28 protein-coding genes and 1 pseudogene are annotated in these 22,926 nt (G+C 70.7%); 9 read left to right on the forward strand and 20 right to left on the reverse strand.

Translation table 11 applies throughout. The features are described 5' to 3' along the window. Positions 1-36 precede the first annotated feature (36 nt). The 4 genes from ACWGJY_RS29135 to ACWGJY_RS29150 all read right to left on the reverse strand — a co-directional run bounded on the left by ACWGJY_RS29135 (position 37) and on the right by ACWGJY_RS29150 (position 3,578). Positions 37-684 carry a hypothetical protein gene (locus ACWGJY_RS29135; RefSeq protein WP_453263846.1) on the reverse strand — a complete coding sequence of 216 codons (648 nt, stop codon included), beginning with the start codon at positions 682-684 and terminating at the stop codon, positions 37-39. A 33-nt stretch (positions 685-717) separates the two neighbouring features. After that, the gene (locus ACWGJY_RS29140; protein ID WP_453263847.1) at positions 718-1,164 is read right to left on the reverse strand and encodes a helix-turn-helix domain-containing protein; all 447 of its coding nucleotides are present in this window, start codon (positions 1,162-1,164) and stop codon (positions 718-720) included. A gap of 336 nt (positions 1,165-1,500) precedes the next feature. After that, the gene (locus ACWGJY_RS29145) at positions 1,501-2,241 is read right to left on the reverse strand and encodes an alpha/beta hydrolase (protein WP_453263848.1); all 741 of its coding nucleotides are present in this window, start codon (positions 2,239-2,241) and stop codon (positions 1,501-1,503) included. Between the two features lie 353 nt (positions 2,242-2,594). Continuing rightward, positions 2,595-3,578, reverse strand: coding sequence for a putative protein N(5)-glutamine methyltransferase (locus ACWGJY_RS29150; RefSeq protein ID WP_453263849.1), 984 nt, complete (start codon positions 3,576-3,578; stop codon positions 2,595-2,597). Positions 3,579-3,776: 198 nt separating this feature from the next. On the opposite strand from ACWGJY_RS29150, the gene ACWGJY_RS29155 reads away from it, so the two are divergent. After that, positions 3,777-3,923, forward strand: coding sequence for a hypothetical protein (locus ACWGJY_RS29155; RefSeq protein WP_453263850.1), 147 nt, complete (start codon positions 3,777-3,779; stop codon positions 3,921-3,923). Between the two features lie 243 nt (positions 3,924-4,166). Continuing rightward, entirely contained in the window at positions 4,167-5,159 is a 993-nt protein-coding gene (locus tag ACWGJY_RS29160; protein ID WP_453263851.1) for an aldo/keto reductase, read from the forward strand. Here the strand turns inward: ACWGJY_RS29160 and ACWGJY_RS29165 are convergent. Both ACWGJY_RS29165 and ACWGJY_RS29170 read right to left on the reverse strand, forming a co-directional pair. After that, positions 5,149-5,625 (reverse strand): VOC family protein, encoded by a 477-nt coding sequence (locus tag ACWGJY_RS29165; RefSeq protein WP_453263852.1) that lies wholly within the window; start codon positions 5,623-5,625, stop codon positions 5,149-5,151. The two genes, ACWGJY_RS29160 and ACWGJY_RS29165, sit on opposite strands and share 11 nt — an antisense overlap. After that, positions 5,622-6,203 (reverse strand): TetR/AcrR family transcriptional regulator, encoded by a 582-nt coding sequence (locus ACWGJY_RS29170; RefSeq protein ID WP_453263872.1) that lies wholly within the window; start codon positions 6,201-6,203, stop codon positions 5,622-5,624. The genes ACWGJY_RS29165 and ACWGJY_RS29170 overlap by 4 nt, the downstream gene beginning before the upstream one ends. Positions 6,204-6,403: 200 nt before the next feature. Here ACWGJY_RS29170 and ACWGJY_RS29175 point away from each other — a divergent pair, with 200 nt between their 5' ends. Together ACWGJY_RS29175 and ACWGJY_RS29180 are read left to right on the forward strand one after the other, a co-directional pair. Then, the gene (locus tag ACWGJY_RS29175; protein ID WP_453263853.1) at positions 6,404-6,814 is read left to right on the forward strand and encodes a VOC family protein; all 411 of its coding nucleotides are present in this window, start codon (positions 6,404-6,406) and stop codon (positions 6,812-6,814) included. Positions 6,815-6,965: 151 nt separating this feature from the next. Next, positions 6,966-7,796, forward strand: a complete 831-nt coding sequence (locus ACWGJY_RS29180; protein ID WP_453263854.1) for a class I SAM-dependent methyltransferase — start codon at positions 6,966-6,968, stop codon at positions 7,794-7,796. Between the two features lie 121 nt (positions 7,797-7,917). Here ACWGJY_RS29180 and ACWGJY_RS29185 read toward each other — a convergent pair whose 3' ends face one another. Both ACWGJY_RS29185 and ACWGJY_RS29190 read right to left on the reverse strand, forming a co-directional pair. After that, positions 7,918-8,484, reverse strand: a complete 567-nt coding sequence (locus ACWGJY_RS29185; RefSeq protein ID WP_453263855.1) for an NADPH-dependent FMN reductase — start codon at positions 8,482-8,484, stop codon at positions 7,918-7,920. Positions 8,485-8,783: 299 nt separating this feature from the next. Beyond that, positions 8,784-9,215, reverse strand: a complete 432-nt coding sequence (locus ACWGJY_RS29190) for an ankyrin repeat domain-containing protein (RefSeq protein ID WP_453263856.1) — start codon at positions 9,213-9,215, stop codon at positions 8,784-8,786. Between the two features lie 153 nt (positions 9,216-9,368). On the opposite strand from ACWGJY_RS29190, the pseudogene ACWGJY_RS29195 reads away from it, so the two are divergent. Next, a pseudogene (locus ACWGJY_RS29195) lies at positions 9,369-9,605 on the forward strand (IS5/IS1182 family transposase); the annotation flags it as partial. Positions 9,606-9,626: 21 nt separating this feature from the next. Here ACWGJY_RS29195 and ACWGJY_RS29200 read toward each other — a convergent pair. After that, complete coding sequence (locus tag ACWGJY_RS29200; RefSeq protein WP_453263857.1) at positions 9,627-10,115, reverse strand: MarR family winged helix-turn-helix transcriptional regulator; 489 nt, start codon at positions 10,113-10,115, stop codon at positions 9,627-9,629. Between the two features lie 125 nt (positions 10,116-10,240). Here ACWGJY_RS29200 and ACWGJY_RS29205 point away from each other — a divergent pair, with 125 nt between their 5' ends. Together ACWGJY_RS29205 and ACWGJY_RS29210 are read left to right on the forward strand one after the other, a co-directional pair. Then, the gene (locus tag ACWGJY_RS29205) at positions 10,241-11,314 is read left to right on the forward strand and encodes an ABC transporter permease (protein WP_453263858.1); all 1,074 of its coding nucleotides are present in this window, start codon (positions 10,241-10,243) and stop codon (positions 11,312-11,314) included. 45 nt (positions 11,315-11,359) lie between these two features. Then, on the forward strand, positions 11,360-12,124 hold the full coding sequence (locus ACWGJY_RS29210; RefSeq protein ID WP_453263859.1) for a pentapeptide repeat-containing protein: 765 nt from the start codon (positions 11,360-11,362) through the stop codon (positions 12,122-12,124). A 160-nt stretch (positions 12,125-12,284) separates the two neighbouring features. Here the strand turns inward: ACWGJY_RS29210 and ACWGJY_RS29215 are convergent, their stop codons facing one another. From ACWGJY_RS29215 to ACWGJY_RS29225, 3 genes are all read right to left on the reverse strand, one after another. Beyond that, positions 12,285-13,688: a VanZ family protein gene (locus ACWGJY_RS29215; RefSeq protein WP_453263860.1), complete on the reverse strand. Its 1,404-nt coding sequence runs from the start codon at positions 13,686-13,688 to the stop codon at positions 12,285-12,287. A gap of 641 nt (positions 13,689-14,329) precedes the next feature. Continuing rightward, positions 14,330-15,349 carry an asparaginase gene (locus ACWGJY_RS29220; RefSeq protein WP_453263861.1) on the reverse strand — a complete coding sequence of 340 codons (1,020 nt, stop codon included), beginning with the start codon at positions 15,347-15,349 and terminating at the stop codon, positions 14,330-14,332. A 53-nt stretch (positions 15,350-15,402) separates the two neighbouring features. Beyond that, positions 15,403-16,146 carry an RsiG family protein gene (locus ACWGJY_RS29225; protein ID WP_453263862.1) on the reverse strand — a complete coding sequence of 248 codons (744 nt, stop codon included), beginning with the start codon at positions 16,144-16,146 and terminating at the stop codon, positions 15,403-15,405. A gap of 175 nt (positions 16,147-16,321) precedes the next feature. Between ACWGJY_RS29225 and dtd the strand changes: the two genes are divergently transcribed. Then, entirely contained in the window at positions 16,322-16,747 is a 426-nt protein-coding gene (dtd, locus tag ACWGJY_RS29230) for a D-aminoacyl-tRNA deacylase (RefSeq protein ID WP_453263863.1), read from the forward strand. A gap of 102 nt (positions 16,748-16,849) precedes the next feature. Here the strand turns inward: dtd and ygfZ are convergent, their stop codons facing one another. From ygfZ to ACWGJY_RS29245, 3 genes are all read right to left on the reverse strand, one after another. Then, positions 16,850-17,830 carry a CAF17-like 4Fe-4S cluster assembly/insertion protein YgfZ gene (gene ygfZ, locus ACWGJY_RS29235; protein ID WP_453263864.1) on the reverse strand — a complete coding sequence of 327 codons (981 nt, stop codon included), beginning with the start codon at positions 17,828-17,830 and terminating at the stop codon, positions 16,850-16,852. A 31-nt stretch (positions 17,831-17,861) separates the two neighbouring features. Next, a complete protein-coding gene (locus tag ACWGJY_RS29240; RefSeq protein ID WP_453263865.1) occupies positions 17,862-18,299 on the reverse strand; it encodes a Fur family transcriptional regulator in 438 nt (145 codons plus the stop codon). A 216-nt stretch (positions 18,300-18,515) separates the two neighbouring features. Beyond that, entirely contained in the window at positions 18,516-19,103 is a 588-nt protein-coding gene (locus tag ACWGJY_RS29245) for an FABP family protein (protein WP_453263866.1), read from the reverse strand. 313 nt (positions 19,104-19,416) lie between these two features. Here ACWGJY_RS29245 and ACWGJY_RS29250 point away from each other — a divergent pair, with 313 nt between their 5' ends. Further along, positions 19,417-19,782 (forward strand): DsrE family protein, encoded by a 366-nt coding sequence (locus ACWGJY_RS29250; protein WP_329147907.1) that lies wholly within the window; start codon positions 19,417-19,419, stop codon positions 19,780-19,782. A 103-nt stretch (positions 19,783-19,885) separates the two neighbouring features. On the opposite strand, the gene ACWGJY_RS29255 is transcribed toward ACWGJY_RS29250, so the two are convergent. The 5 genes from ACWGJY_RS29255 to ACWGJY_RS29275 all read right to left on the reverse strand — a co-directional run bounded on the left by ACWGJY_RS29255 (position 19,886) and on the right by ACWGJY_RS29275 (position 22,800). Beyond that, positions 19,886-20,116, reverse strand: a complete 231-nt coding sequence (locus ACWGJY_RS29255) for a hypothetical protein (RefSeq protein WP_453263873.1) — start codon at positions 20,114-20,116, stop codon at positions 19,886-19,888. Positions 20,117-20,351: 235 nt separating this feature from the next. Continuing rightward, on the reverse strand, positions 20,352-20,639 hold the full coding sequence (locus ACWGJY_RS29260) for a DUF1416 domain-containing protein (protein ID WP_453263867.1): 288 nt from the start codon (positions 20,637-20,639) through the stop codon (positions 20,352-20,354). 41 nt (positions 20,640-20,680) lie between these two features. Next, on the reverse strand, positions 20,681-21,526 hold the full coding sequence (locus ACWGJY_RS29265; protein ID WP_453263868.1) for a sulfurtransferase: 846 nt from the start codon (positions 21,524-21,526) through the stop codon (positions 20,681-20,683). A gap of 198 nt (positions 21,527-21,724) precedes the next feature. Beyond that, complete coding sequence (locus ACWGJY_RS29270) at positions 21,725-21,832, reverse strand: putative leader peptide (RefSeq protein WP_350252853.1); 108 nt, start codon at positions 21,830-21,832, stop codon at positions 21,725-21,727. A gap of 266 nt (positions 21,833-22,098) precedes the next feature. Then, positions 22,099-22,800, reverse strand: coding sequence for an LmeA family phospholipid-binding protein (locus ACWGJY_RS29275; RefSeq protein ID WP_453263869.1), 702 nt, complete (start codon positions 22,798-22,800; stop codon positions 22,099-22,101). Between the last annotated feature and the right edge of the window lie 126 nt (positions 22,801-22,926).

The following is a 22,926-nucleotide window of genomic DNA, read 5'->3' on the forward strand; positions in this document are numbered from 1 at the left end:
GCGAGCTCACGTCCTCGCCCCGTGTGCCCCGCGCCCTTACTTGGAGGACGGCGGGGTGCTCTTCTTCGCCGGTGCGGGCGCCGGCTTGCGCTGCGCGACGGGCTTCTTCGCCGTGGCCGGCTTGGGCTGCGTCGAGGGGGTGGCCTTGGCCTCGGCCTTGGCGCCGTTCGCCGCCTGGGGCTTCGTACCAGTCTTGCCCGCCGGCTTCTGCGCCGGCTTGTGTGCCTGCTTCTGTGCCGGCTCCGGCTCGATCGCCACCGCGAGGTCCTCGACCTGGTCGGCGGCCTCGCCGCGCCAGGTCGCCACCGCGCCGCGACCGCGCACGGCCAGCTCCTCGTAGCCCTCACGGGTCCGGACGACGGCCTCGGCCGCGCGGCCCACGCCCTGCAGCGCCAGCTCCTGCGCCTGGTCCCGGACCTTCTTGATGTCGCCGTCCAGCGAGCCCAGCAGCTCGGTCAGCTTCTCCTTGGCGTCCTTGGCCTGCTTGGTGACCAGTGCCTGGACGTCCTTGGGGTCGGTGCTGCGGACGGAGTCGAAGCGCTTGGGCGCCTCGACCCGGATCCGCTCGACGAACTGCGGCACCTCGCCGAGCTTCTCGGCAGCCAGGTCGACGGTGCCGGCCAGGGCGTACAGCGGGGTCGCGTCGGTCAGAGCCTTGCGGAGGTCATCGGTTTTGATGGCCATGACGTTATTCCTCCTGGAAACGAAGTCGGTTGCTCAGGTGGCGTGCGGGCCGCCGTCGGCCTCTGTCTCAAGGGAGTCCGTGCCGCGCCCGTCCTCAGGTCTGCTCGTAGCGGCGTCCTTGCCGTTGCTCCCGAGCCCGTTCTCCTTGCGGAAGGACTCGTAGATCTGCAGCAGGACCTGCTTCTGTCTCTCGTTCAGCGCCGGGTCGGTGAGTATCGCGGTCTGCACCTCGACCCCGTCCAGACCGTGCCGTTCGTCCAGAATCCCGGCCTGGACGTACAGCGTCTCGGCGGATATCCGCAGCGCCTTGGCGAGCTGCTGCAGGATCTCCGCGCTCGGCTTGCGCAAGCCGCGCTCGATCTGGCTGAGGTACGGGTTGGACACCCCGGCGGCATCCGCGAGCTGTCGCAGGCTCAGCTGCGCGGTGCGCCGCTGCTCCCGCAGGAACTCGCCGAGATTGCCGACGTTGAGTGATGCCATATCCCGATGGTGCCCGGAAGTGCTAACTATTGCAAGCAAGGTGCTAGCAGGAGTGGTCCGGTCGGGTGGGTGTGGAATGGTGACTTCCAGGGTTAGTCGTCACATTTCAGCGCTTGTTGTCACTGCCGCGACTTACGCGCTTCACTTGGTGGCTTTGTCCGCGAGAGCCGACAGCACCTGGACACGAGACCGTCCATGGCTTCGGGCAGCGCGGGCCCCTGCCGAGTTGGCAGGGGCCCGCGGCACAAGCAGCAGAGGAATGCCGGGACCTGCCCTCGACGAGCAGCATCCTGGCCAACATGGCTTACCGTCTGCTGATGGCCTGGCGGCCCGGCCTCACTTCAGGTGCCGGGTGAAGAACTGGGCCGCGGCGTCCCCCGCGAACTGCGGGACGCCGGTGTGCCCGCCCATATTGGCGTGCAGGGACTTCTCCCGGGAGCCGAAGGCGTCGAACAGGTCCAGGGCCGCCTGCCGGTCGTTCCCTTCGTCGTCCCACTGCAGCAGGACATGCAGCGGAATGGTGACCTGGCGGGCCTCCTCGAACATGGCGCGAGGCACAAAACTCCCGGCGAAGAAACCGGCGGCCACGATGCGCGGCTCGACCACCGCAAGGCGAACGCCGATGGAGATCACTCCCCCCGAGTACCCGACCGGGCCGCCGATCTCGGGCAGCGGCAGGAGGGCGTCAAGGGCGGCCTGCCATTCCGGGACCGCCTTTTCGACGAGCGGGAGGATGAGGGCGGCGATGATCTCGTCGCTGACCGGATCGCCGGCTTCCACAGCCCGGCGCAGGTCGGCGCGGGCCTGCTCGGCGGCGGCCCAACGGGGCCGGTCACCGCTCCCGGGAAGCTCGATGGTGGCCGCGGCGAAGCCATCCGCCGCGGCGCGCCGGGCCCGCGCCACCAGTCGGGGGTACATCTTGTGCAGTCCGAGCGGGGGGTGGCCGAGCAGGATCAGCGGCACCGGTGCGGATGCGGATGCCGGCGTCCACAGGATGCCGGGGATCTCGCCGAGGGTGAATTCGCGTTCGAGGACGCCGTCGTCGAGACGCTGTTCGGAAGTGAAGTGAAGGGCCATGGTCGTGCCTTTCGGGAGTGCGCTTGAACGGCGCTCCCGGACGACCTATCGCCCGACCGTGACCCCGGAGGAGAGCACCCACGTCGATACGTTCACGGGTACCACCTCCTCGTTCTCTCGCACGGTCTCCGGAAAAGTAGCAGTGGTCGCCGTGGTCCGCCAACGGGTTTTTGCGGAGGCTCCGTGGCCGGATGCCACGGAGCCACTCGCCCAAAGGCCAAGGCCGTGTAGTCACCCTGGTCACCAATTGGGTCCACGCCTACGCCCTGCTGCGCATGCGCTCGGACAACTGCGGCGTGTTCGCGAGCAGACGGACGTGATGCCTGTTGAACCCGGAACGGGCGAGGAACTTGTCAGCACGGGCAGCAAGGGCGTTCGCTCCTCTCGGCAGGCCCACGGGTCCCGATGACGACCGTGGCGTAGAGCTCTTCGCAGCCGGCCACCCGGGGGAGCAGCCCGTTGCGGGTGAAGGCCTCGACGGCCCGCGGTGCCTGCCGTTCACTTGTCTCGACCAGCAGATGCCCGCCGGGCGCCAGCCACTGCGGTGCGGCCGCGGTCACCCGCCGCAGGATGTCGAGCCCGTCCGCGCCGCCGTCGAGCGCCACCCGCGGCTCGTGGTCGCGGGCCTCGGGCGGCAGCAGCCCGACCTCTTCGGTCGGTACGTAGGGCACGTTGGCCACCAGGATGTCGATACGGCCCCGGAGGCGGGCGGGCAGCGCCTCGAAGAGATCGCCCTCGTACACCTCGCCCCCGGCGGCGGCCAGATTGCGGCGGGCGCAGCGCACCGCGGCGGGCTCGATGTCGGCGGCGTACAGCTCGACCCGGTCCAGGACGGCGGCCAGTACGGCACCCACCGCGCCGGAGCCGCAGCACAGGTCGACGACGACCGTGGGCCGCCCGGTGCCCTCGACGGTCCGCGGACCGAGCCCGACGGCCTGGCTCACGAGGAACTCGGTGCGGCGGCGCGGCACGAAGACCCCGGGATCGACGGTGATCCGCCGCCCGTGGAACTCCGCCCAGCCGACGACGTGTTCCAGGGGAAGGCCGAGGGCGCGACGCCTCACCATGGCGGCGAGTTCGTCCGCCGTACGCGCGGTGGAGAAGAGCAGCTCCGCCTCGTCCTCGGCGAAGACGCAGCCGGCGGCGCGCAGCGTGGTGACGACGGCCGAGCGGGACAGTGGCGGGGAAACGGGTGCCGGGAGGGGTGGGGTGAGGGATGAGGAGAGAGGTGACGGCTGGGGCGAGGCGAGAGGTGAAGGGGGAGGGAGAGGGAGAGGGAGAGGGGGAGGGTGAGGGTGAGGGTGAGGGGAGGAAAAGGGTGACGGCTGGGACGACATCGGAGACGACGGCATGTGAGCCTTTCGGGGCGCCGAGGGCGCTTCCCGGGTCACTGGTGTCGGGCGGTCACCTGCGTCGGGTGGACCGTACGGGCGTGAGCCGGGAGCGCCTGCCTGATCTGGCGGGGAATCGGTCTCACCTCCTCGGTCGGTCCCTACTGGGGGCGCAACACTACCGGACCGGTCCGAGGTGCACAGATGGTTCGCTGCGGCCGGGTGGCACCTCCTGCCCCTCCTCGCTCCATCCCTCCGGCCCTCTCCTGGCTCGCCCTGACGTCCGTCGGCCGCGCCGCCTTCGCCGCGCACTGCCAGGCCCTGCGGGCGATAGCGGGCGACGTCGGCTGAGGGAAAGGCGACGGCGCGCCCGTCCTCAACGCACCCTCCGAAAAGACTGGTTGACTTCGAGCGCGCTTCAACCCCTACCGTCCGAAACGGGATTCCGGAGCAGGTCTGCCAAGAGGGCGCCGGAGAGCCAGGTATCAGGAGGGGGCGGGTTCCGTCCGGATCCGGAGGGGCGGGTTCCGTTTGGCTCCGGCTCCGGCTCCGGCTCCGGAGCCGTCCGCCGTACGTCCAGGAGGTAGCAGCAGCATGACCACGACGAACATCCCGACGCGTCACCTCGGCGAGCTGGTGGTTTCCGCGCAGGGGCTCGGCTGCATGGGGATGAGCCACGGCTACGGGGAGTCGGACGACGCGCAGTCGATCGCGACCGTCAACAGGGCGCTCGACCTCGGTGTCAGCCTGCTGGACACCTCCGATTTCTACGGGGCGGGGCACAACGAGGAGCTGATCGGCCGGGCCATCGCCGGCCGGCGGGACGAGGTGGTGCTGGCGACGAAGTTCGGGTTCGCCAACCGGCTCGGCGAGCCGACCGCGATCCGGGGTGACGCCGCCTACGTGCGGGAGGCCTGCGACGCGTCGCTGCGCCGGCTCGGCGTCGACCACATCGATCTCTACTACCAGCACCGGGTCGACCCCGACGTACCGATCGAGGAGACCGTCGGCGCGATGGCCGAACTCGTCGCGGCGGGCAAAGTGAGGCACCTCGGCCTGTCCGAGGCGAGCGCCGCCACCCTGCGGCGGGCGCATGCGGTGCACCCCATCGCCGCGCTGCAGAGCGAGTGGTCGCTGTGGACCCGCGATCTGGAGCAGGAGATCGCGCCGGTCTGCCGGGAACTCGGCATCGGCCTGGTGCCGTTCTCTCCGCTCGGACGCGGCTTCCTGACCGGGCGCTACACCTCGGTCGACGGGCTGCCGCAGTCCGATCTGCGCCGCAGCCAGCCGCGCTTCGCCGACGGCAACCTGGAACAGAACCTGGCCATCGTGGAGCAGCTCGACGAACTCGCCGCGGAGAAGGGCGTCAGCGCCGGACAGCTCGCGCTGGCCTGGGTGCAGCACCGCGGGGACGACGTCGTACCGATACCCGGTACCCGCCGGGAGAAGTACCTGGAGGAGAACCTCGGGGCGCTCGCCATCGAGCTGACCGCCGAAGAACTCGCCGCGATCGACGCCGTGGCACCGGCCGGCCGGATCGCCGGCACGCGGTACGACGACGCCAGCATGACCTTCGTCAACAGGTGACGCCAACCGGTGGCGGTGGCGGTGACGGCGGCGGCGCCTCGTCGCCCGCCCCGACGTCATTGCCCGACCTGGCCTTCTCGCGCGCCCCGGCCTCGTCGCCCGACATGACCTCGTAGAGGTGGTGGGAATCGTCGCGGAAGTACAGGCCGCGGGCGCACAGCGGATGGTCGGTGCGGCCGTTGTCGGGCTCGGCGGGGTCATTGCCGTAGGGGATGCCGGCGGCCCGGAGGCGCGTGAGGATTCCGTCGAAGGTCTCGGGGTCGACGTCGAAGGCGAGGTGATGGCCTTCGGCGTTCGGCACGGTCATGAAGTCGAGGGTGGGCGTCTCGTTCACCCGGACCGGGGCGAAGTGCCCCGAACGGCCGGCCGGCGGGAGTTCCGGCAAGCCCATGACCGAGGCGAAGAAGTGGGCGGCCGCGCGGTGGTCGGCGGCCGGGACGATGGTGTGGTTGAGGGTCACGCTCATCCGGCGCTCCCGGGGTGGAGGGTGCCGTGCAGCAGTACGTCGATGAGTTCGTCGGGCGTGAGCGGGGCATCGGCCTCCGACACCGGAGTCTGCAGCCGGGTGAACAGCAGGCCCAGAAACGCGGACGCGACCTTCTCGGGGCACAGACGGAACGCGGACCGGTCGGGTTCGATCAGCTCGACGACGGCATTGCGCAGCGCGGTGGCGGATTCCGCCCGGCTGTCCCGCGGCGGACCGTCGCCGTCCCGGGCCCCGGCTCCGGGCTCGCGGCCGCGGCGGTGTCCGGAGGCGTGGAGGGCTCCGAGGACGGTGCCCAGGCGTTCCATGTGGGCGCGCAGCGCCTCGGCGGCTTCGGTCAGCCGTACGGCGAGCGGCTCGTCCAGCGAGATCGAGGCGAGCTCGCGCAGGACGTGATCCGTGCCGACCGCCTCGGCGACACAGGCGTCCAGCATCTCGTCCTTGTCCTTGAAGGCCCGGAAGATCGTGGCCTCGCCGATGCCGGCGGCGCGGGCGATCCGGCTGGTGGTGACGGCCGCGCCGTACTCCGCCACGAGCGGCAGTGCGGCGGCCACGATCATGGCCCGGCGTTGCTCGACGCTCATGCCGGGGGCCCGTCGACGGGAAGGTGATGTCATGGCCCCACGCTACGGAGTGAGTACTCACTCCGTCAATGGATGCGCGCATCCGCTCCCCGCTCCTTAGACTTCTTGCAGCGCGACAAGGCCGGTGCCGACGGCCGCTGTTCGGGGCCGTCTCCCCTACGGAAGGGCGGCGCGCCATGGACTGGAAGCTCGAACTGGTGCCGATTCCGGTTGCCGACGTGGAACGGGCGAAGCGCTTCTACAGCGAGCAGCTGGGCTTTGCCGTGGATCACGACATGTGCGTCGGCGACGAGGCGCGCATTGTGCAGCTGACGCCGCCGGGCTCGGGCTGTTCGATCGTCATCGGCGCGGGCGGCGGTGTGACGGACATACGGCCCGGTTCGGTGCAGGGACTCCAGCTGGTGGTCTCCGATATCGCCGCGGCCCGCGCGCAACTGGTCGAACGAGGCGTGCCCGCCGGCCCCGTACAGCATGTCGAGAACGGGGCAATGGCCGACGGTCCCGGTGGGGCGTGGAACTCGTTCGTCTACTTCAGCGACCCGGACGGCAACGGCTGGGCGTTGCAGGAGCGACCCCCGGTGAGTTGAGCGACCCCCGGTGAGTTGAGTGACCCCGGTGAGTTGAGGGATGTGCGGCAGAGCTGACGGATGCGCGGCAGAATTGAGGGATGCGCGGCAAAGCCGAGGGGTGCGCGGCAAAGCTGACGGATGCGCGGCTGCGGGCTCCTAGGATCGGTGGATGGCGACGATCCAGGAAGACTTTCTGCGGACCTTTCACGCCAGGCGCCCCGCGGTGACCGTGCGGGCGATGGCTCATGGCCGGGCCGAGGACGGCCGCTCCAGTTACGAGATCCTCCGGGACCGGGTGGCGGCGTGCGGCCGGGTGCTGGATCTCGGCTGTGGCGACGGGCTGTTGCTGGAACTCCTCGCCGCGGGTGAGGCGGGTGCCCGGCGTGCGCTGGCCGGGCTCGACCTGTCCGCGGAGGAGTTGGCGCGTGCGCGCCGGCGTACGGGTGTCGGTCGGGCGGACCTCCGGTTGGGGCGTGCGCAGCAACTGCCTTTCCAGAAAGGCCAGTTCGACGGCTGCGTATCGCACATGGCATTGATGCTGATGGATGATGCGGAAGAAGTGGCGGCGGAGCTGGCGCGGGTGCTGGAGCCCGGCGGGACGCTGGCCGTCGCCGTGGGTGGCGGGCCGGCCGGCGGCGAGGCCTACGAAGGGTTTCTGCGGCTGGCGAAGCCGCTGTTCAAGGCGGCGCCGCCGGAGCAGCGGACGCCGCCGCTCGGGGATCCGCGGCTGCGCAGGTGCGAGGGCTTCGATGCGGTGTTCCGTGCGGCCGGATTCGGCCCCGTGGAGTGGCAGACCGTACGGATCGACCTGTCCGGCCCGCCCGAACAGATCTGGCGGACCGTCGGTTCCTTCTATGACCTGGGGCCGCTCGATGCCGCGGTCACCGCGGACCTACGGGCCCGTTTTGAGGAGGAGTCGGCAGCGGTGGCGCTGCCGGACGGCCGCATTCCGTGTGCGATGAATGTTCATGTCGCGACGGTGGTGCGGCAGGAACCCTGAGGGGATGGCGCCGGAAGCAAGGCGGGGAGTTCCGGGGGTGGGCGGCGGTTGCCCCCCACGGCTCATCCCGTAGGGGCTCGGTGATGGCGGGTGAGGGGTAACGGCCTGTGGGGTGCGGGGCTCAGCCGCCGTACGGGCGGGTGGCGCGGGCCTCGCGCAGGGCCACCGCCCACCAGGTCAGCTGGTGGAGCAGGGTGTCGGCGGCCTGGGTGGCGGGGACCGGGTCGTGCAGGTGGCCCGCGTCGTCGAAGAGGTTGCCGGCGAGCGCGAAGCTCACCGTTTCGCGCACCGTGGTGGCATGCAACTCGGCGAAGACCAGCCGCAGTTGTTCGACGGCGCGCAGGCCACCGGAGATCCCGCCGTACGAGATGAAGCCGACCGGCTTGGCCTGCCACTGGCGGTGCAGCAGGTCGATGGCGTGCTTGAGCGGGGCCGGGAACGAGTGGTTGTACTCCGGGGTGATCACGACGAAGGCGTCCGCCTCGGCGGCGCGCTTGGCGAAGGACTCGTACTCCTCGCTGCCGTAACGGAGTTCGTACGGGCGGACGGTGTCGAGGTCGATGATGTCCAGGGCGATGTGCGGGTGGGTTTCGGCGTGCCGGGTGAACCAGTTCGCGATGACGGGTGCGAACCGGCCCTCCCGGGTGCTGCCGATGATCACTGCGAGGCGGTAGGGGTGCTCGGACATGCGGGGCCCTTCGTGGCGTGACACGTGAGTCGGTGAGCGGCGGGGGCGCCGTCGGGCTCGACGCTAGGACCTCAAGCGAACTTGAGGTCAAGCGTGGGGGTGTCCTGCCTGGGTCTTGCCCGGCTTGCAGACCGGCGGCCCGGTGGGGCACTCGCTCCACCGGGCCGCCGGTCGGGGTCTTCGCTATCGGGCCGCGGGCCGGGCCGCGGCCCGCGGCATCTGCCGGGGCGTCGGCCGGGGCGTCGGTCAGGGCGCCTGCCGGACTGCCCGCCGGGTCCCCTTCCGGGTCCCCTGCCGGGTCACTCCGCCCCGAACAGCTTCAGCAGCTCCGTCTTCTCGAACATCCGGGCCGTCTCGACCGCCGAGGGGGTGCCCGCCGACGGGTCCGCGCCGTGTGCGACCAGGACCTTGACGACCTCGTCCTCGGCCTTGAAGACGGCGCCGGCGAGCGGGGTCTGGCCGCGGTCGTTGGCACGGTCGGCGTCGGCGCCGCGCTGCAACAGGGCCTCCACGGTGGCGGGGTGGCCGTGGTACGCCGCCAGCATCACGAGCGAGTCGCCCTTGTCGTTCGTCAGGTTGGCGGGGACGCCCGCGTCCACGTATGCGGCGACGGTGTCCGTGTCGCCATTCCGTGCCAGGTCGAACACCTTCGCCGCGAGCTGCAGCACCTCGGGGTCGTGCGCGTGCTCGATCGCCTCGGGCCCCTGCGGCTCGGAATTCGCGTCGCTCATGGTCGCCGGCCTCCTGCTGTGGTGGGTGGTGCGTGCGTGCACTGTCATCGCCACCTTATGCAGGCCGACGCCGTGGTGGCAGCGGGCGCGAGTGCGGGTGTGGGCGGCGGGGGTGTGGGGAGTGAGGAGTGGGGTTGTTGTGGCTGCCGGGTTGGCCGCATCGCGCACAAGGGCGAGGAGGCACCTATCCAGGCAAGTCAGAGGTGGCACGTCGAACGGACCCACGCCTGGCAGAACGCCTTCCACCGCCTCGCCCGGTGCTACGAGCGCCGGGCCACCGTCATCAACGCCTTCTTCGACCTCGCCGACTCCATCATCATCGTGCGTAGCCTGATCCGGAGGGCATGGACGACCCGCCGCTGGGACGAACGGCCGAGCCGTCACCCATGAGCACGTGCCCTACCCGCACCCCTACCCAGGCCGACCGTTCGACTGGGAGTCGGTACCACCGGAGGCACCTGGCGACGCCTCCGCCAGGGCGTCGTTGAACGCTCCCAGTGCGGCGATCACCGCCTCGGCCTGCGCGTCGGACAGCTCGGGGAGCAGCTGCCGCAGCGTCGGTTCGGCGTCCCGGCTTCTGGCTTCCCGGGCCTGGCTGCGGGCATGGTCGGCGATCTTGGCGATGGTCCGGCGCCGGTCGGCCGGGTCGACTCCCAGCTCGACCAGGCCCCGCTTATGCAGCGCCGCCACCACTGTGGACGCCCGGCTCGGGGCGAAGCCCGTGCGCTCGGCGATGGACCCCACCGGCTGCGGGCCGGTGGTGTACAGGCACTCCAGCACCAGCAGCTCGGTCGACCCCAGGTCGGAGCCGTCCTTCATCGCCGAGGTCGCGGCAGCGGTGAGCCGCCTGCCGAGATGGTGCAGCTCGGCGAGATTCAGGGAACTGGTCGGCGATGCCATGTGCGTCCTCCTCCGGAACGTCTCCAATAATACATCTTTTCTGATGCGTCACAAGTGACGTATCTTGAGAGACGTATTCCGGAGGCGCACCCCTGCCACCCGCCGAGACATCCCGAGGAGAAGACATGGCCCGGCCCATAGCCCGCGTACTGCTGTTCCCGCTCGCCATGGCCGCACTGCTGGTCGGCATCTACACCGCCGCCATGCACGCACCAACCCCGCACCACCTGAAGATCGCGGTCGCCGGACCACCCGCCCGGACCGATCCGCTCACCGCCACCCTGCGCCAGAGTCTGGGCGACGCCTACGACGTGCGCACCGTCACCACCACCGAACAGGCCCGGCAGCTGGTAGCGCACCGGGCCGTGGCCGCCGCCTACGTCCCCACACCGACGCCCCAGGACCGCAGCGCCGGTACGGCTGGCACGGCCTTCGCCCAACCGCCGCAGCCGGACGGCCCCGTGCTCTACATCGCGTCAGCCGCCGGTGCCGCCCAGGTCAGCCTGGCCGCCCTGCCGTTCGAGAACGCCGCAGTCCAGCAGCACCAGTTCCTGCAGGTCCGTGACCTGGTCCCGCTCAGCGCCCACGACACCAGCGACACCAGCACCATGTACGCCGCGATCGGCCTGACCCTCGCCGGCTACCTGTCGGCGGTCATGCTCTCGACCGTCTTCGGCACCGTCCTCACCCGCAGGCACACGGTGGCCGCGCTCGCCGCCTTCGGTGCCGTCGCCGCCACCGCCGTCTGGCTCATCACCGGACCGATCCTGGGAGCCGTGCACGGCTCAGCCGTTGCCATCCTCCTCACCGGCTGGCTCACCGTGCTGGCCGTCGCCATGGCCACCCTGTTCCTGTCCCGCTTCTGCGGGCGCATGACGGCGCTGCCCGCCGTTGGGATCTTCATGTTCCTGGGCATGCCCGCCTCCGGAGCGGCCCTGCCCATCGCGAGCATGCCCGCGCCCATCCGCGCCCTGCACGACCTGCTGCCGATGACCTCAACCGCCGGCAGCCTGCGCCAGATCATGTACTTCGCCGGCGACGGCATCGGCCGCTACTGGCTCGCCCTCGCTCTGTGGACCATCACCGGCCTCGCCCTGACCCTCGCCTACGACGCCATCAAGGCCCGCCACACCACCCACCGCAACGACAACACACCCGCCCTGCCCCGCCAGACCACAGAGCTCACCGCCACCCGCTGACCGCACCCCGGCGCACGCCCCAACACCCTGAACGAGGCTGAACCCGTGACCGACGCACCACCGCCCTTCAACAGCCACGACACCGACCCGGCCCGCCCCACTGCTGACCCGCTGACACTGCTCGCCACCGAAACGGAACTCACCGGTCTCGACTTCACCGGCCTGGACCTGCGCCCGGCCCTGAGGCTCCATCAACGTCCCCGGACATTCACCCGCTGCACCTTCACCGAAGCCAACCTGCGCGGTGCCCACCTCGCCGAGACCGTCTTCACCGACTGCACCGCCACAGCAGCCGACTTCACCGGCGCCCTGCTCGACCAGGCCCGCTGGCAGGGCGGCAGCGCCTCTAAAGCCAACTTCACCGACACCGACTGCGGCGACCTCACCTGCGACGGCGCCGACCTGGCCAACACCAAATGGGGCGGCGCCCTGCTCACCGACGCCACCTTCACCGGCTGCCGCATGATCGGCGCCCGCCTCACCGGCCACCGCGGACTGGGCCTGAACCTCACCCGCTGCAACCTCGCTGTCGCCGACCTCAACGGCCTGAGCCTGCGCGGCACCCACCTCGTCGGCATCCGCTTCACCGAAGCCGACCTCGGCGGCGTCGACTTCCGCGACACCACCCTCGAAGACTGCCGACTCGCCGACGCCAACCTACGAGCCACCGACTTCACCGGCGCCGACCTACGCGGCGCCGACCTCGGCGAACTCACCCTCACCGCCGCCGCACACTTCCGCGGCGCCGTCATCTCCCCCAGCCAAGCCGCCCAGATCTGCACCGCCCTCGGCCTCAACGTCATCGGCTGATCCCCAGCAGACGAGGCAGGCACAGGTCTCCCCAGCGATCACACTTGCGCATGGTGATTCTCCCGACGGTGGTGGCATGTGCCCTGAGGGAACGCTGGATGGATGGATGTTCCACGTGCGATGGAGAAGGGTGTGCGGCCGGTTCGGCGGCGGCAGTACTTCAGTTCTGCGTCGTGTCCACTTGGCCGCCGCCGTCTTCTTCCGGGTTTTCGATCTTTTCGTTCCTGCTCGCGCGGGGGTCGACCTTCCCGGTGTTCGCATCGACGTAGACGGGATCGAGCACCATGCTCTTGTCGTCGGTCTCAAAGCCGGTCAGCCATTGAGCCCGCCACCTTCCCGCGCGCTGGACGGCCAGCAGTTCACTGTCGGTGGTGCGCACTTTGTGCCCCTTGGGCTGTTGCAGGGCCTTGAGAGCCGTGCGCTGGGCCGTCTTCTTGTCGACGGTCAGCGCCGGCAGGTCATGCGGGTCTTGCTCGGTGCGTACCAGGAGCTGGGAGACTCGGCCGGCGGTGTTGACCTGAACATCCAGACGCATGGGCATCAAGACGCCGTCACTGTTGCGCCGCCGCCAGCTGACGATCCACCCGAGCTCGGCCCGGTCCCCTACGGGGTATACCTGCGGCTCGGAGCCGCGCAGCTCGCGTGGGTAGTGCTCTTGGGCGTAGCGGCGTGCGATGGGGAGTGCGTCCTTCTCGCTGCCGGGCTTTCGGGTGACGCCTGGGACGGGGTAGCTGGACGAGGTGGTCTTGCTGGACCTTTCGAGGCTGACGTTGAGTTGTGAGGCATCTGGCCAGGTGAGCTCGGCGAAACCGTCGTTGAGGGCGATGAGCAGGGTGTCGGGGCTGTCGTCGACGCCTGCTTGCAGCTGTACGTTGCTGATCTTGTAGCGCTCGCCGAAGGCTTGGCGGATGGCTCGGTGAGCTGCTGCCTTTTCCTTGTCTCCGGTGAATTGGAGGCTGGTGGCATCGACTGCGATGGGGGTGATCCAGGTGGCTGCGGCAATGCCTGCTGCGGCGAGGATGGTTGCGGAGGTGATGGCGGTGACCCGGGCGTGGCGGCGGGGCGGGATGGCGGGTCGTTTGGCCAGCCGCAGGGCACCCCAGGCGATTGCCGTGCCGGCGAGAGCACCCAGGGCGTTCATCTGCACGTCGCTGCTGTCGCACCCCCGGTTGACGCCGGGGACCAGGGTTTGCAGGAGCTCGGTGCAAAGGGAGAGCAGAATGCTGCCCGCGACGACCGGCCAGAGCGTGCGCAGGGCCATCAGCCCGAAGAAGCCGATGGGCGCGAAGAGCAAGAGGTTGAGCAGTCCTTGCTGGGTGGCGAACGGCTCAGCGTAGTTGCGGTTGATCACGCAGACTCGGCTGGCTTCGGTGACTGCTGCCCCGCTTGGCAGGAACAGGGTGAGAGCGACTTCCGCCGTGACGGCCGCGCCGAGCGCGGCGTGGGACCACGGGCGTCTGCCGGCCCGGTGCGCGAGCCAGAAGCACAGGGCGGCGACAAGAAGGACAGCTAACGCCGCTGTGACGATGAAGCCGGTCTGGTTTTTGAATATCGCGGAGAACACGAACGCAGTGTCCTAATCCTGGAGAGCTGGCAGAAGGTGGTCCGTGCCCGCTTGCCCCGCGGCGGGCGGGCACGGACGGACGGTCAGCTGCAGTCGGCCAGGGGTGTCTGGAACGTCTGCTGGCCTTGCACCTGGAGAAGGCCCACGGTGCTCGAGCAGTAGGAAACGTTGTTCCAGCTACCTGTCTTGGTCGTCCCGCTGGACTGACTGAACCAGCCGCTCCAGGAGGTCGATCCCGCCCGGTTGAAACCGACGCGAGCCGTGATACCGGAGCCGCCAGTCTTCTTGTACCAGGTGGACGAACCGCCCCGAGACACTCAAGGCCATCGGCAAGCCTGGAAGATCTTGGTAGATAAAGAACAAGCTGAACTGAGGTGAGCTGAGCTGGGCCGGACTGGTCGCCGGTGTGTCGGCCGTGCGCCTTGTGTGCGGCGTCCGGCTGGTGGGGGCGGCGGCACCTCGGCTGTGAATTCGCGTGCGGCGGGCGCCGGTTGGGGCTGGAGGTGGTGCGTTGTCGCTTCGCGCGGTGGGGGCTGATGCGTGTGGGGTGCGGCCGGGGGCGGTGCGCTTATGCGTTGTGGGTGGGGGCGGAGGGTTCCGGTGCGTCCCCTCCGCCCCATCGCGTCACACACCCGCCGCCGTCAGAACGTGGCCCGGATTTCTCCCACCCGTGCGCCGCCGCCGAAGAGCGGGGCGTCCTCCAGGCGGGACAGGACGGGGGAGTCGATGTCCATGAGGCGCAGGGTGCGGGCGAGGACCGGGCCGAGGGTGCGGGTGGCGCCGTCGTCGATCTTGAAGGCGAGGGCGCGGCCGTCGGGGAGGGCCAGGGCCTGGACGGCCTCGGCGCCCATCTTGGCGAGGGTGCCCGGGAGGGCCTGCATCAGCCAGGTGTCGGGGCGGCGGGTGCCGGCGACGTACTCCGGGTGGGCGCGCATCGCGTCCGCGACCCGTCGTTCAGGGGTGCCGGGACCGGCCGCGACGAAGTACCGGAAGGCGCGGGCCAGGCCCGTCAGGGAGAGGGAGAGCAGGGGCGCGCCGCAGCCGTCCGTGCCGATGTGCGCGACGTCCTCGCCGCTCGCGGTGCGGACGCCGTCGGCCACCAGCTGCTGCAGCGGGTGCGCCTGGTCGAGGTACGACGCGAGCGGCCAGCCGTTGAGCGCGGAGGCGGCCAGCATCGCCGTGTGCTTGCCGGAGCAGTTCATCGTGAGGCGGTCGCGGACCTGGCCCGAGGCGAGGTACGCCTCCGCCTCCTCGGGGTCCAGCGGCAGGTCCGGCGGCGTCTGGAGATGGCCGGCGGTCAGACCGTGCTCGGCCAGCATGGTCCGTACGAGGGCGAGGTGGAAGGGCTCGCCGGAGTGGCTCGCGGCGGCCAGCGCCAGCCGCTCGCCGGAGAGGTCCAGGCCCGCCCGCAGTACCGCCGCGGCCTGCATCGGCTTGTTCGTGGAGCGGGGGAAGACCGGGGCGGCCGCATCGCCCAGTGACCAATCGACGCTGCCGTCGGCCGCGAGCACCACCAGCGAGCCGCGGTGCCGGCCCTCGACGAAGCCGGAACGGACGACCTCGGCGAGGACGGGGGGAACCGAAGGAGGCGCAACCACCGCGGAACCCGGGGACGCGGTGGCTTCCGGGGTCGGTTCGGATATCGGCGTGGGCGAGGTCATCGGCAGCCTTCCGGGGGAGTGGCCTGGCGCCCCCCCGGAGGCTTGTGGCCCGGTCAGGACAGCAGGTCGTCTACTTGTGCTTCGCCTTCACGGTACCTGCGGGCGATTTCCGCACTGCACTCGTCGGTGGTGCGCTGCAAGGACTGGCGGCGACGCGATACCTGCTGTTCGTAGCGGATCAGCCGGCCCATGGCGTCGTGCAGCTCCTGGTCCGTACGCGCGGTGAGGTCGGACAGCTCCACCTCGCCGAGCATTTCCTCGGCGAGCCTGCGGTACTCCTCGCTGTGCGGCGTGCCGACCGTGACGTGCCGTGCCGAGGAGCGGTGCCGTGACGGCAGGTCGGTCAGGATCTCCGGCAGCCGGTCGAGCAAGGGGGAGTGCTGCGCGGTCCGGCGGGCGATCTCGGCCCGCAGGATGTCGATCCGGCCCTGCAACAGCCGCCGCAGATAGCTGAGATCGGCTTCTTCCTGCTGTGAGTCGCGCCGTACCACCCGCAGCTCGGGAAGTCCCAGACCGGACAGCTCGGGCGTCGTGGCCGGCCGGCAGTGGTCACGCTGCTGCGGGGGGCGGGGATGCTGGGCCTGGCCTGCCTGGAGCATGGGGCCGTCCTCGGTGCCGGGGGGCTCGACGCGAGCCGTTGCCGTGGTGGTGGTCGTCAGGGCGGTGGGGGGCGGTGGGGCGCCGGGTGCCGGACGGGTGGTGTCTGTCGTGGGGGCGGTGGAGGCCGTCCGGCCGGTCGGTGTCGTACGGGCGGTTGGTACGGGACCGGGTGTCTGTCCGGCGCCGGGAGTGCTCATGGGTCGTTCCGTCCCCTCGTCCGGTGCCGCTTCTTGGGCATGTTGTCCATGAAACGCACCACGTGCACGCATCGTGCCACTCTGGGCGGTCCTTCTGCAGGGCCATGGCACCCGAACGGCCCCCGTAGGGGCACGGCTGTCCGAAGGCGGGGGACCGCCCGGCATGATGGCGGGTATGCGAGCAGTGGTGCAGAGGGTTGACGGCGCACGCGTCGAGGTGGCGGGCGAGACGGTCGGAGAGATCGTCGGTGCGGGGCTGTGCGTGCTGGTGGGCGTCACGCACGAGGACACCCCGGAGAAGGCGGCGCAGCTGGCCCGCAAGCTGTGGTCGGTGCGGATTCTGCAGGGCGAGAAGTCCTGCTCGGACACCGGGGCGCCGCTGTTGGTGATCAGCCAGTTCACTCTCTACGGTGACGCCCGCAAGGGTCGCCGCCCCACCTGGAACGCCGCGGCCCCGGGGCCGGTCGCCGAGCCGCTGGTCGACGAGGTCGTCGCGCAGCTGCGGGCGCTGGGCGCCCAGGTGGAGACCGGCCGCTTCGGCGCGGACATGAAGGTGTCGCTGACGAACGACGGGCCGTTCACGGTGCTGGTGGAGGTGTAGCCGGGACGGACCGGGCGGAGGCGGGGGCGCGGGCGCAGGCGGTCCGGGTGTCCAGGTGTCCGGTTGTCGCCGGTACGCCGGGCGCCGCGCCCCCGGCAGGCCCTACGGCTCGACGACGGCCTCCTGCGCCGCCGCCGTGCCGCCCGCCATCAGCTGTGCGTCCACCGGCACGTTCCGCTTGACCAGGGCGAGCGCGATCGGGCCGAGCTCGTGGTGGCGGGCCGAGGTGGTGATGAAGCCGAGCTGGCGGCCCTCCTCGCCGTCCGAGGCGAGGCGGACGGGGGTGCCGTGCGGCGGCAGATGGACCTCGCTGCCGTCGAGGTGCAGAAAGACCAGCCGGCGCGGCGGTTTGCCCAGGTTGTGGACGCGGGCGACGGTCTCCTGGCCGCGGTAGCAGCCCTTCTGCAGGTGTACGGCGGTGCCGATCCAGCCCAGCTCGTGCGGGATGGTGCGGTGGTCGGTCTCCAGGCCCAGGCGGGGGCGGTGGGCCTCGACGCGCAGCGCCTCCAGGGCCAGGACGCCGATCGCCGGGCCGTGCTCCGCGGCGAAGGGCTCCAGCCCGGCGCGGGGCAGGAACAGATCACGGCCGTGCGCGGTCTCGCGTACGACGGCGGTGCCGGGCGCCTCGGTGATGGAGCCGGCCGGCAGATGGACGACGGCGATCTCGTCGGTGCGGTCGGAGACCTCGACCCGGTAGAAGAACTTCATGCTCTCCAGGTAGGCGACCAGCGCCTCCTGGTTGCCGGGTTCGGTGTGCATCCAGGTCGTCTCGCCGTCGTCGACGAGGTAGACGGCGTGCTCGATGTGACCGTGCGCGGACAGGATCAGCGCCTCGGTGGCGTGGCCGGGCGCGAGTTCGCTGACGTGCTGGGTGAGCAGCAGATGCAGCCAGCTCAGCCGCTCGGGGCCGGTGACGGTGACCACGCCGCGGTGGGAGAGGTCCACGAAGCCGGAGCCGTCGGCGAGGGCGCGCTGCTCACGGAAGAGGTCGCCGTAGTGCGCAGCGACGCCTTCGTCGGGGGCCTCGGCGGGGACTGCGCCGGGCAGCGACAGCAGGGGGCTGGCGGGTGAATGTCGCAGCATGGGGCCAGCCTACGACCCGACGGCGACAGCCTCAGCCGTCGCCCTCGGCGGCCTTGTCGCGGCAGGCCGCACAGCGCCCGAAGATCGCGAAATGCTTCATGTCCGTCTCGAAGCCGAATCGTTCGCGCAGCATCGCCGTGAACGGCTCGGCCACCGACAGATCCGCCTCGATGAGGTCCGTGCAGTCCCGGCACACCAGGTGGATGTGGTGGTGGCGGTCGGCGAGGTGGTAGGTGGGTGCGCCGTGTCCCAGGTGGGCGTGGCTGACCAGGCTCAGCTCTTCGAGCAGCTCCAGGGTCCGGTAGACGGTGGAGATGTTCACCCCGCCCGCCGTCTTGCGCACCTCGGTGAGGATGTCGTCGGGGGTGGCGTGCTCCAGCCTGTCCACAGCCTCCAGTACGAGCTGACGCTGCGGGGTCAGGCGGTATCCGCGCCTGCGGAGGTCGCTCTGCCAGTCGGTGGTCACCACAGGCCCAGTGTAGGAGGCCGGGCGGCGGGTGTGCGTGGGTTGCCGCGTCAGCCTGCGGTCCGTATGCCGGCCGGCAGTTCCACGGGCGCCGACGGCACCCGGCAGGGCAGACCCCCCATACCGGCAGCACCGCCGTCGGGCAGCACCGCCACCGGGCAGCGGCGCTACGGCCGGTGCCCGGCGGCGGTCCGGTCGCCCGTCGCCGGGGCGTGCTGCTTACGGGGTGTAGGGCGTGCCGTCCGGCCGGAAGAAGGAGACGCCGTCCGGCATCTCGTCCGGGAGGTTCTCCGCCCACTCCTTGAGGTCGGCGACCTTCTTCAGGTGCGCCGACATGTACGGCCGCAGCGGCACGTCCGGGGTGGACTTCTCGCCGACCCACATCAGGTCGCTGTTGACGTAGCCGTAGAGCCGCTTGCCGCCGCTGTACGGGCCGGAGGCGGCGGTGCGGGCGATGGCGTCGGTGGCCAGGTCGATCTGCGGCTTCCGGTCGGCCAGCTCGCCGTACCAGACCTCCACCACGCCCTGGTCGCGGCACATCACGATCTCGACCTTGCGGTCCGCGTCGATGCGCCAGAAGCCGGTCTCCGTCTCCAGCGGGCGGACCTTCTTGCCCTCGGCGTCGAGCACCCAGCTGTGCGAGGTGTATTCGAGGAAGTCACGGCCGTCGTGGGTGAAGCTGACCTCCTGCCCGAAGTTGCACTTCTCGGTGCCCGGGAAGTCGGCGACGCCGGCGCCCTCCCAGTTGCCGAGGAGGAAGGCGAGCGGCACCAGGGCCGGGTTCAGGTCGGACGGGATCTCGATCATGAGAGCTCAGACGATCTATGCGGAGGGGAATCGGCAGGGGCGCGCGAGGCGCTCCCATGAGGCTGCTGGGTGGGCCGCCACCCGGTTTGAGCTGGGGGAGCGACGGCTCAGCGCTGGCCCTGGTACAGCTTCTTCCAGGTCAGACCGGCGAACGAGATCACGCCGACGGCGACCAGAACCAGCAGGGTGGTGAAGAATGCCTCAAGCACGAGCGCGCTCCTTGAACGGAGTGAGGGTGTAACGGACCGCCTGAGAGTCTAGTCGGCGGCGGTGACAACGGCGCTGTGAGGTCCACCGCGCCTACTCTTGCCCCATGGCGAAGAAGCTCGTGATCAAGGTGACGGCGGGTGCGGATGCGCCCGAGCGGTGCTCGCAGGCGTTCACAGTGGCGGCGGTGGCGGTGGCCAGCGGCGTCGAGGTGTCGTTGTGGCTGACCGGGGAGTCGGTGTGGTTCGCGCTGCCGGGGCGGGCGGCGGAGTTCGAGCTGCCGCATGCCGCTCCCCTGCCGGAACTGATCGACGGGATCCGCGCGGGCGGCGGCGCGATCACGGTCTGCACCCAGTGCGCGGCCCGGCGTGACGTCGAGCAGAAGGATCTGATCGAGGGGGCCGGGATCGCCGGAGCCCAGGTGTTCGTCAGCGAGATCATGCCGGACGACGTACAGGCGCTGGTGTACTGAGCCCGCAGTCCGGCGTACTGGTCCGCGGGCGCCCGGCGTACTGAGCCCGGCGTACTGGTCCGCGGGCGCCCGGCGTACGGAACCCGCCGGGCGCCCGGCGCGGCTACCGGGGGTGCTTGTCGTCGCCCCGGTCGTCCAGTTCGCGCCACCAGCGGTCGGATTCGGGGTCGCCGGACTCGTCCCACCAGCGCTCACCGGGCTCGCGGCGGTTGCCGACGATCGCCGCGACGGGCGGAATGACCATGGCGACGACGCACATGCCCACCGCGGCCGGCACCGACCACAGCCGCACCACACCCCACGCGAGGACGAACAGCACCAGGCACACGCCCATCAGGACGAAGTACCTGCGATGACGGCGCTGTACGGGCGACCGGCGGTGCGCGTCCATGAATCCACGGTAAGTCCGCGCGCGGCAGGACAGAAGCCGGCGCAGGAAACGCTGCCCGTGCCGTGCACGGCACGAAGGGCCGCACCCCGGCCAAGGCGTCCAAACCTCCGGGGTACGGCCCTTCGGCCGTACGGATCGTGGCGACGGGCCCCGGGCGGAGCGCAGGCCACTTCCGCCGTCAGACAGCGATGGCAACCTCCGCCAGGCCGCCCTTCTGGGCGACGACGGTGCGGTCCGCGGTGCCGCCCGGGACGAGCGCGCGCAGCGTCCAGGTGCCCTCGGCCGCGTAGAAGCGGAACTGTCCGGTCGCGGAGGTGGGGACCTCGGCGGTGAATTCGCCGGTGCTGTCCAGGAGGCGGACGTAACCGGTGACGGGCTCGCCGTCGCGGGTCACGTTGCCCTGGATCGTGGTCTCACCGGGCTTGATGGTCGAGGCGTCCGGGCCGCCTGCCTGTGCTCCACACATAGGGGTACTTCCTTGAGGGTTCGAAGAAGAAGCTTGCGGGGTTACTTGGCTGCGCCGAGCTCGATCGGGACGCCGACCAGCGAGCCGTACTCGGTCCAGGAACCGTCGTAGTTCTTGACGTTGGTCTGGCCGAGCAGCTCGTGCAGGACGAACCAGGTCAGCGCGGAGCGCTCACCGATGCGGCAGTAGGCGATGGTGTCCTTGGCGAGGTCGACGGACTCCGCCTCGTAGAGCGCCTTGAGCTCGTCGTCGGACTTGAAGGTGCCGTCGTCGTTGGCGTTCTTCGACCACGGGATGTTGCGGGCGCTGGGCACGTGGCCGGGGCGCTGCGACTGCTCCTGCGGGAGGTGCGCCGGGGCGAGCAGCTTGCCGCTGAACTCGTCGGGGGAGCGCACGTCGACCAGGTTGAGGTTGCCGATCGCGGCGACGACGTCGTCACGGAAGGCGCGGATGGCGGTGTTCTGGGCCTTGGCCTGGTAGGCGGTGGCCGGGCGCCGGGGGACCTCGGAGCCGTCGACCAGGTCGCGCGAGTCCAGTTCCCACTTCTTGCGGCCGCCGTCGAGCAGCTTGACGCTGCCGTGGCCGTAGAGCTTGAAGTACCAGTAGGCGTAGGAGGCGAACCAGTTGTTGTTGCCGCCGTAGAGGACCACGGTGTCGTCGTTGCCGATGCCCTTGGCCGAGAGCAGCTTCTCGAAGCCCTCCTGGTCGACGAAGTCGCGGCGCACCGGGTCCTGGAGGTCCTGCTTCCAGTCGATCCGGACGGCGTTCTTGATGTGGTTCTTGTCGTAGGCCGAGGTGTCCTCGTCGACCTCGACGAGGACGACCTTCGGGTCCTCGATGTGGGCCTCGACCCAGTCGGCGTCTACGAGGACGTCGCTACGGCTCATGGTGTTCTCCTCCGGGGCAGTTGCGGGGGCGGTGGCAGAGTGGCACGCGGATATGCCGGGTGTGCGCCGGTGACTTCCGGACGGGGGTACCGGGGCGGCGCTGCGCCGGGACGCGTGGGGGCGCGGCTTGCAGGGCCGGCCGGGGGCTGGGGCCGGGGCACCTCCCGGCGGTGGCCGGGGGAGGGTGCGAAAGGCCCGTCAGACAGGGCGACAGAGCATGGCGGCGACGCGGCACAGGTCTACTGCCCGCCGCTTCGTCAGTACCGCACGTCCCCGCGGACGGAGACCGCTCAATGAGCTCTGCATGCCACCGATCGTAGGGACGCGGGGCGGGGCGTGTCACCGGCGTGTCGAATGGCGAGACGCGTTTGTCCGTGATGTGAGACCGGGGGCTCGCGAGGCAGCTGCCGCACGGGCCCCCGGTGCCCGTACGCCGGTGGGGGGTCTGGCGTACGGACTTAGGCGTCTCAGGAAATGGACGGCGTGCGGATCGGCCGGCGCGCGGACCGGCCGGCGCGCGGACCGGCCGGCGGGCCGGCGGGCTGGTGGGGCGGCCCGCCGGCGGCCTCCGGTCAGCCGGGAAGCCTGACGTCCTTGCCGACGGCGGAGATCGAGATGCCGTCGGGCATCGTCGCGACCTTCTCCAGCTTCAGGTTGCCGGGCAGCTGGTCCAGCTTCCAGTCGTGGTCGGTCTGGGCGCGCACCTTGGCCTCGCAGCCCGGGAGGGCCTTGCACATCCCGGGGAGCCCGTCGGCGCGCAGCCGCACGGTGTTGCCGCCCACGATCGTCAGGGAGCCGGTCACGTCCAGCGAGCTGAGGACCGGGAGGTCGGGCGAGATCCTGACCTGGCTGCGGCCGTTCTTCTGTCCGCCGTAGGTGATCTTGACGCCGCCGCCCGCCGCCTTGGTCAGGTCGGCGTAGTTGATCCGGGCGTTGCCGGTGGCCGTGGCAGCGCTCTGGATGGAGGTGTAATCGCTGCTCAGGCCCACATCGTGGAACTGCGCCGACAACTGGTCGATGCGCAGCGAGTGGCCCTCGGCGCGGGCCTCGATGCCCCCGAGGTCGGCGTCCACCTCCTGGAGGCTGCGGCCGGCGACCTGGGTCAGGAACGGGAAGCCCTTGATCGAGACCTCCGGCGTCCTGTCGAGACCCTGGCTGCTGCGGATCTTGTCCGCGGCCATGTTCTCGGCGAGGTTCACCGCCACCCGGTCGGCGGCCACGAACAGCCCGCCGAATATGACGATGAAGATCAACAGCACCCGCAGTGCACGCATCGAACCACTTCCCCACACCTGGGCCGGATCCGGCCGCGTCCGTGCAGGCCCCCTGCCTGCGCTCCGGGGGAGCCTAGACGACACGGTCGGGGAAGCGGGAGCGGCGGCCGCCGGACGGCACCAGGG

It is taken from the genome of Streptomyces sp. NPDC054765 (assembly GCF_053612065.1).

What these genes read in the sequence shown, in the direction of transcription:
- ACWGJY_RS29135 (WP_453263846.1), bottom strand. Translation starts at nt 684, where the DNA reads ATGGCCATCAAAACCGATGACCTCCGCAAGGCTCTGACCGACGCGACC.
- ACWGJY_RS29140 (WP_453263847.1), bottom strand. Translation starts at nt 1,164, where the DNA reads ATGGCATCACTCAACGTCGGCAATCTCGGCGAGTTCCTGCGGGAGCAG.
- ACWGJY_RS29145 (WP_453263848.1), bottom strand. Translation starts at nt 2,241, where the DNA reads ATGGCCCTTCACTTCACTTCCGAACAGCGTCTCGACGACGGCGTCCTC.
- ACWGJY_RS29150 (WP_453263849.1), bottom strand. Translation starts at nt 3,578, where the DNA reads ATGTCGTCCCAGCCGTCACCCTTTTCCTCCCCTCACCCTCACCCTCAC.
- ACWGJY_RS29155 (WP_453263850.1), top strand. Translation starts at nt 3,777, where the DNA reads ATGGTTCGCTGCGGCCGGGTGGCACCTCCTGCCCCTCCTCGCTCCATC.
- ACWGJY_RS29160 (WP_453263851.1), top strand. Translation starts at nt 4,167, where the DNA reads ATGACCACGACGAACATCCCGACGCGTCACCTCGGCGAGCTGGTGGTT.
- ACWGJY_RS29165 (WP_453263852.1), bottom strand. Translation starts at nt 5,625, where the DNA reads ATGAGCGTGACCCTCAACCACACCATCGTCCCGGCCGCCGACCACCGC.
- ACWGJY_RS29170 (WP_453263872.1), bottom strand. Translation starts at nt 6,203, where the DNA reads ATGATCGTGGCCGCCGCACTGCCGCTCGTGGCGGAGTACGGCGCGGCC.
- ACWGJY_RS29175 (WP_453263853.1), top strand. Translation starts at nt 6,404, where the DNA reads ATGGACTGGAAGCTCGAACTGGTGCCGATTCCGGTTGCCGACGTGGAA.
- ACWGJY_RS29180 (WP_453263854.1), top strand. Translation starts at nt 6,966, where the DNA reads ATGGCGACGATCCAGGAAGACTTTCTGCGGACCTTTCACGCCAGGCGC.
- ACWGJY_RS29185 (WP_453263855.1), bottom strand. Translation starts at nt 8,484, where the DNA reads ATGTCCGAGCACCCCTACCGCCTCGCAGTGATCATCGGCAGCACCCGG.
- ACWGJY_RS29190 (WP_453263856.1), bottom strand. Translation starts at nt 9,215, where the DNA reads ATGAGCGACGCGAATTCCGAGCCGCAGGGGCCCGAGGCGATCGAGCAC.
- ACWGJY_RS29200 (WP_453263857.1), bottom strand. Translation starts at nt 10,115, where the DNA reads ATGGCATCGCCGACCAGTTCCCTGAATCTCGCCGAGCTGCACCATCTC.
- ACWGJY_RS29205 (WP_453263858.1), top strand. Translation starts at nt 10,241, where the DNA reads ATGGCCCGGCCCATAGCCCGCGTACTGCTGTTCCCGCTCGCCATGGCC.
- ACWGJY_RS29220 (WP_453263861.1), bottom strand. Translation starts at nt 15,349, where the DNA reads ATGACCTCGCCCACGCCGATATCCGAACCGACCCCGGAAGCCACCGCG.
- ACWGJY_RS29225 (WP_453263862.1), bottom strand. Translation starts at nt 16,146, where the DNA reads ATGAGCACTCCCGGCGCCGGACAGACACCCGGTCCCGTACCAACCGCC.
- dtd (WP_453263863.1), top strand. Translation starts at nt 16,322, where the DNA reads ATGCGAGCAGTGGTGCAGAGGGTTGACGGCGCACGCGTCGAGGTGGCG.
- ygfZ (WP_453263864.1), bottom strand. Translation starts at nt 17,830, where the DNA reads ATGCTGCGACATTCACCCGCCAGCCCCCTGCTGTCGCTGCCCGGCGCA.
- ACWGJY_RS29245 (WP_453263866.1), bottom strand. Translation starts at nt 19,103, where the DNA reads ATGATCGAGATCCCGTCCGACCTGAACCCGGCCCTGGTGCCGCTCGCC.
- ACWGJY_RS29250 (WP_329147907.1), top strand. Translation starts at nt 19,417, where the DNA reads ATGGCGAAGAAGCTCGTGATCAAGGTGACGGCGGGTGCGGATGCGCCC.
- ACWGJY_RS29255 (WP_453263873.1), bottom strand. Translation starts at nt 20,116, where the DNA reads ATGGGCGTGTGCCTGGTGCTGTTCGTCCTCGCGTGGGGTGTGGTGCGG.
- ACWGJY_RS29260 (WP_453263867.1), bottom strand. Translation starts at nt 20,639, where the DNA reads ATGTGTGGAGCACAGGCAGGCGGCCCGGACGCCTCGACCATCAAGCCC.
- ACWGJY_RS29265 (WP_453263868.1), bottom strand. Translation starts at nt 21,526, where the DNA reads ATGAGCCGTAGCGACGTCCTCGTAGACGCCGACTGGGTCGAGGCCCAC.
- ACWGJY_RS29270 (WP_350252853.1), bottom strand. Translation starts at nt 21,832, where the DNA reads ATGCAGAGCTCATTGAGCGGTCTCCGTCCGCGGGGACGTGCGGTACTG.
- ACWGJY_RS29275 (WP_453263869.1), bottom strand. Translation starts at nt 22,800, where the DNA reads ATGCGTGCACTGCGGGTGCTGTTGATCTTCATCGTCATATTCGGCGGG.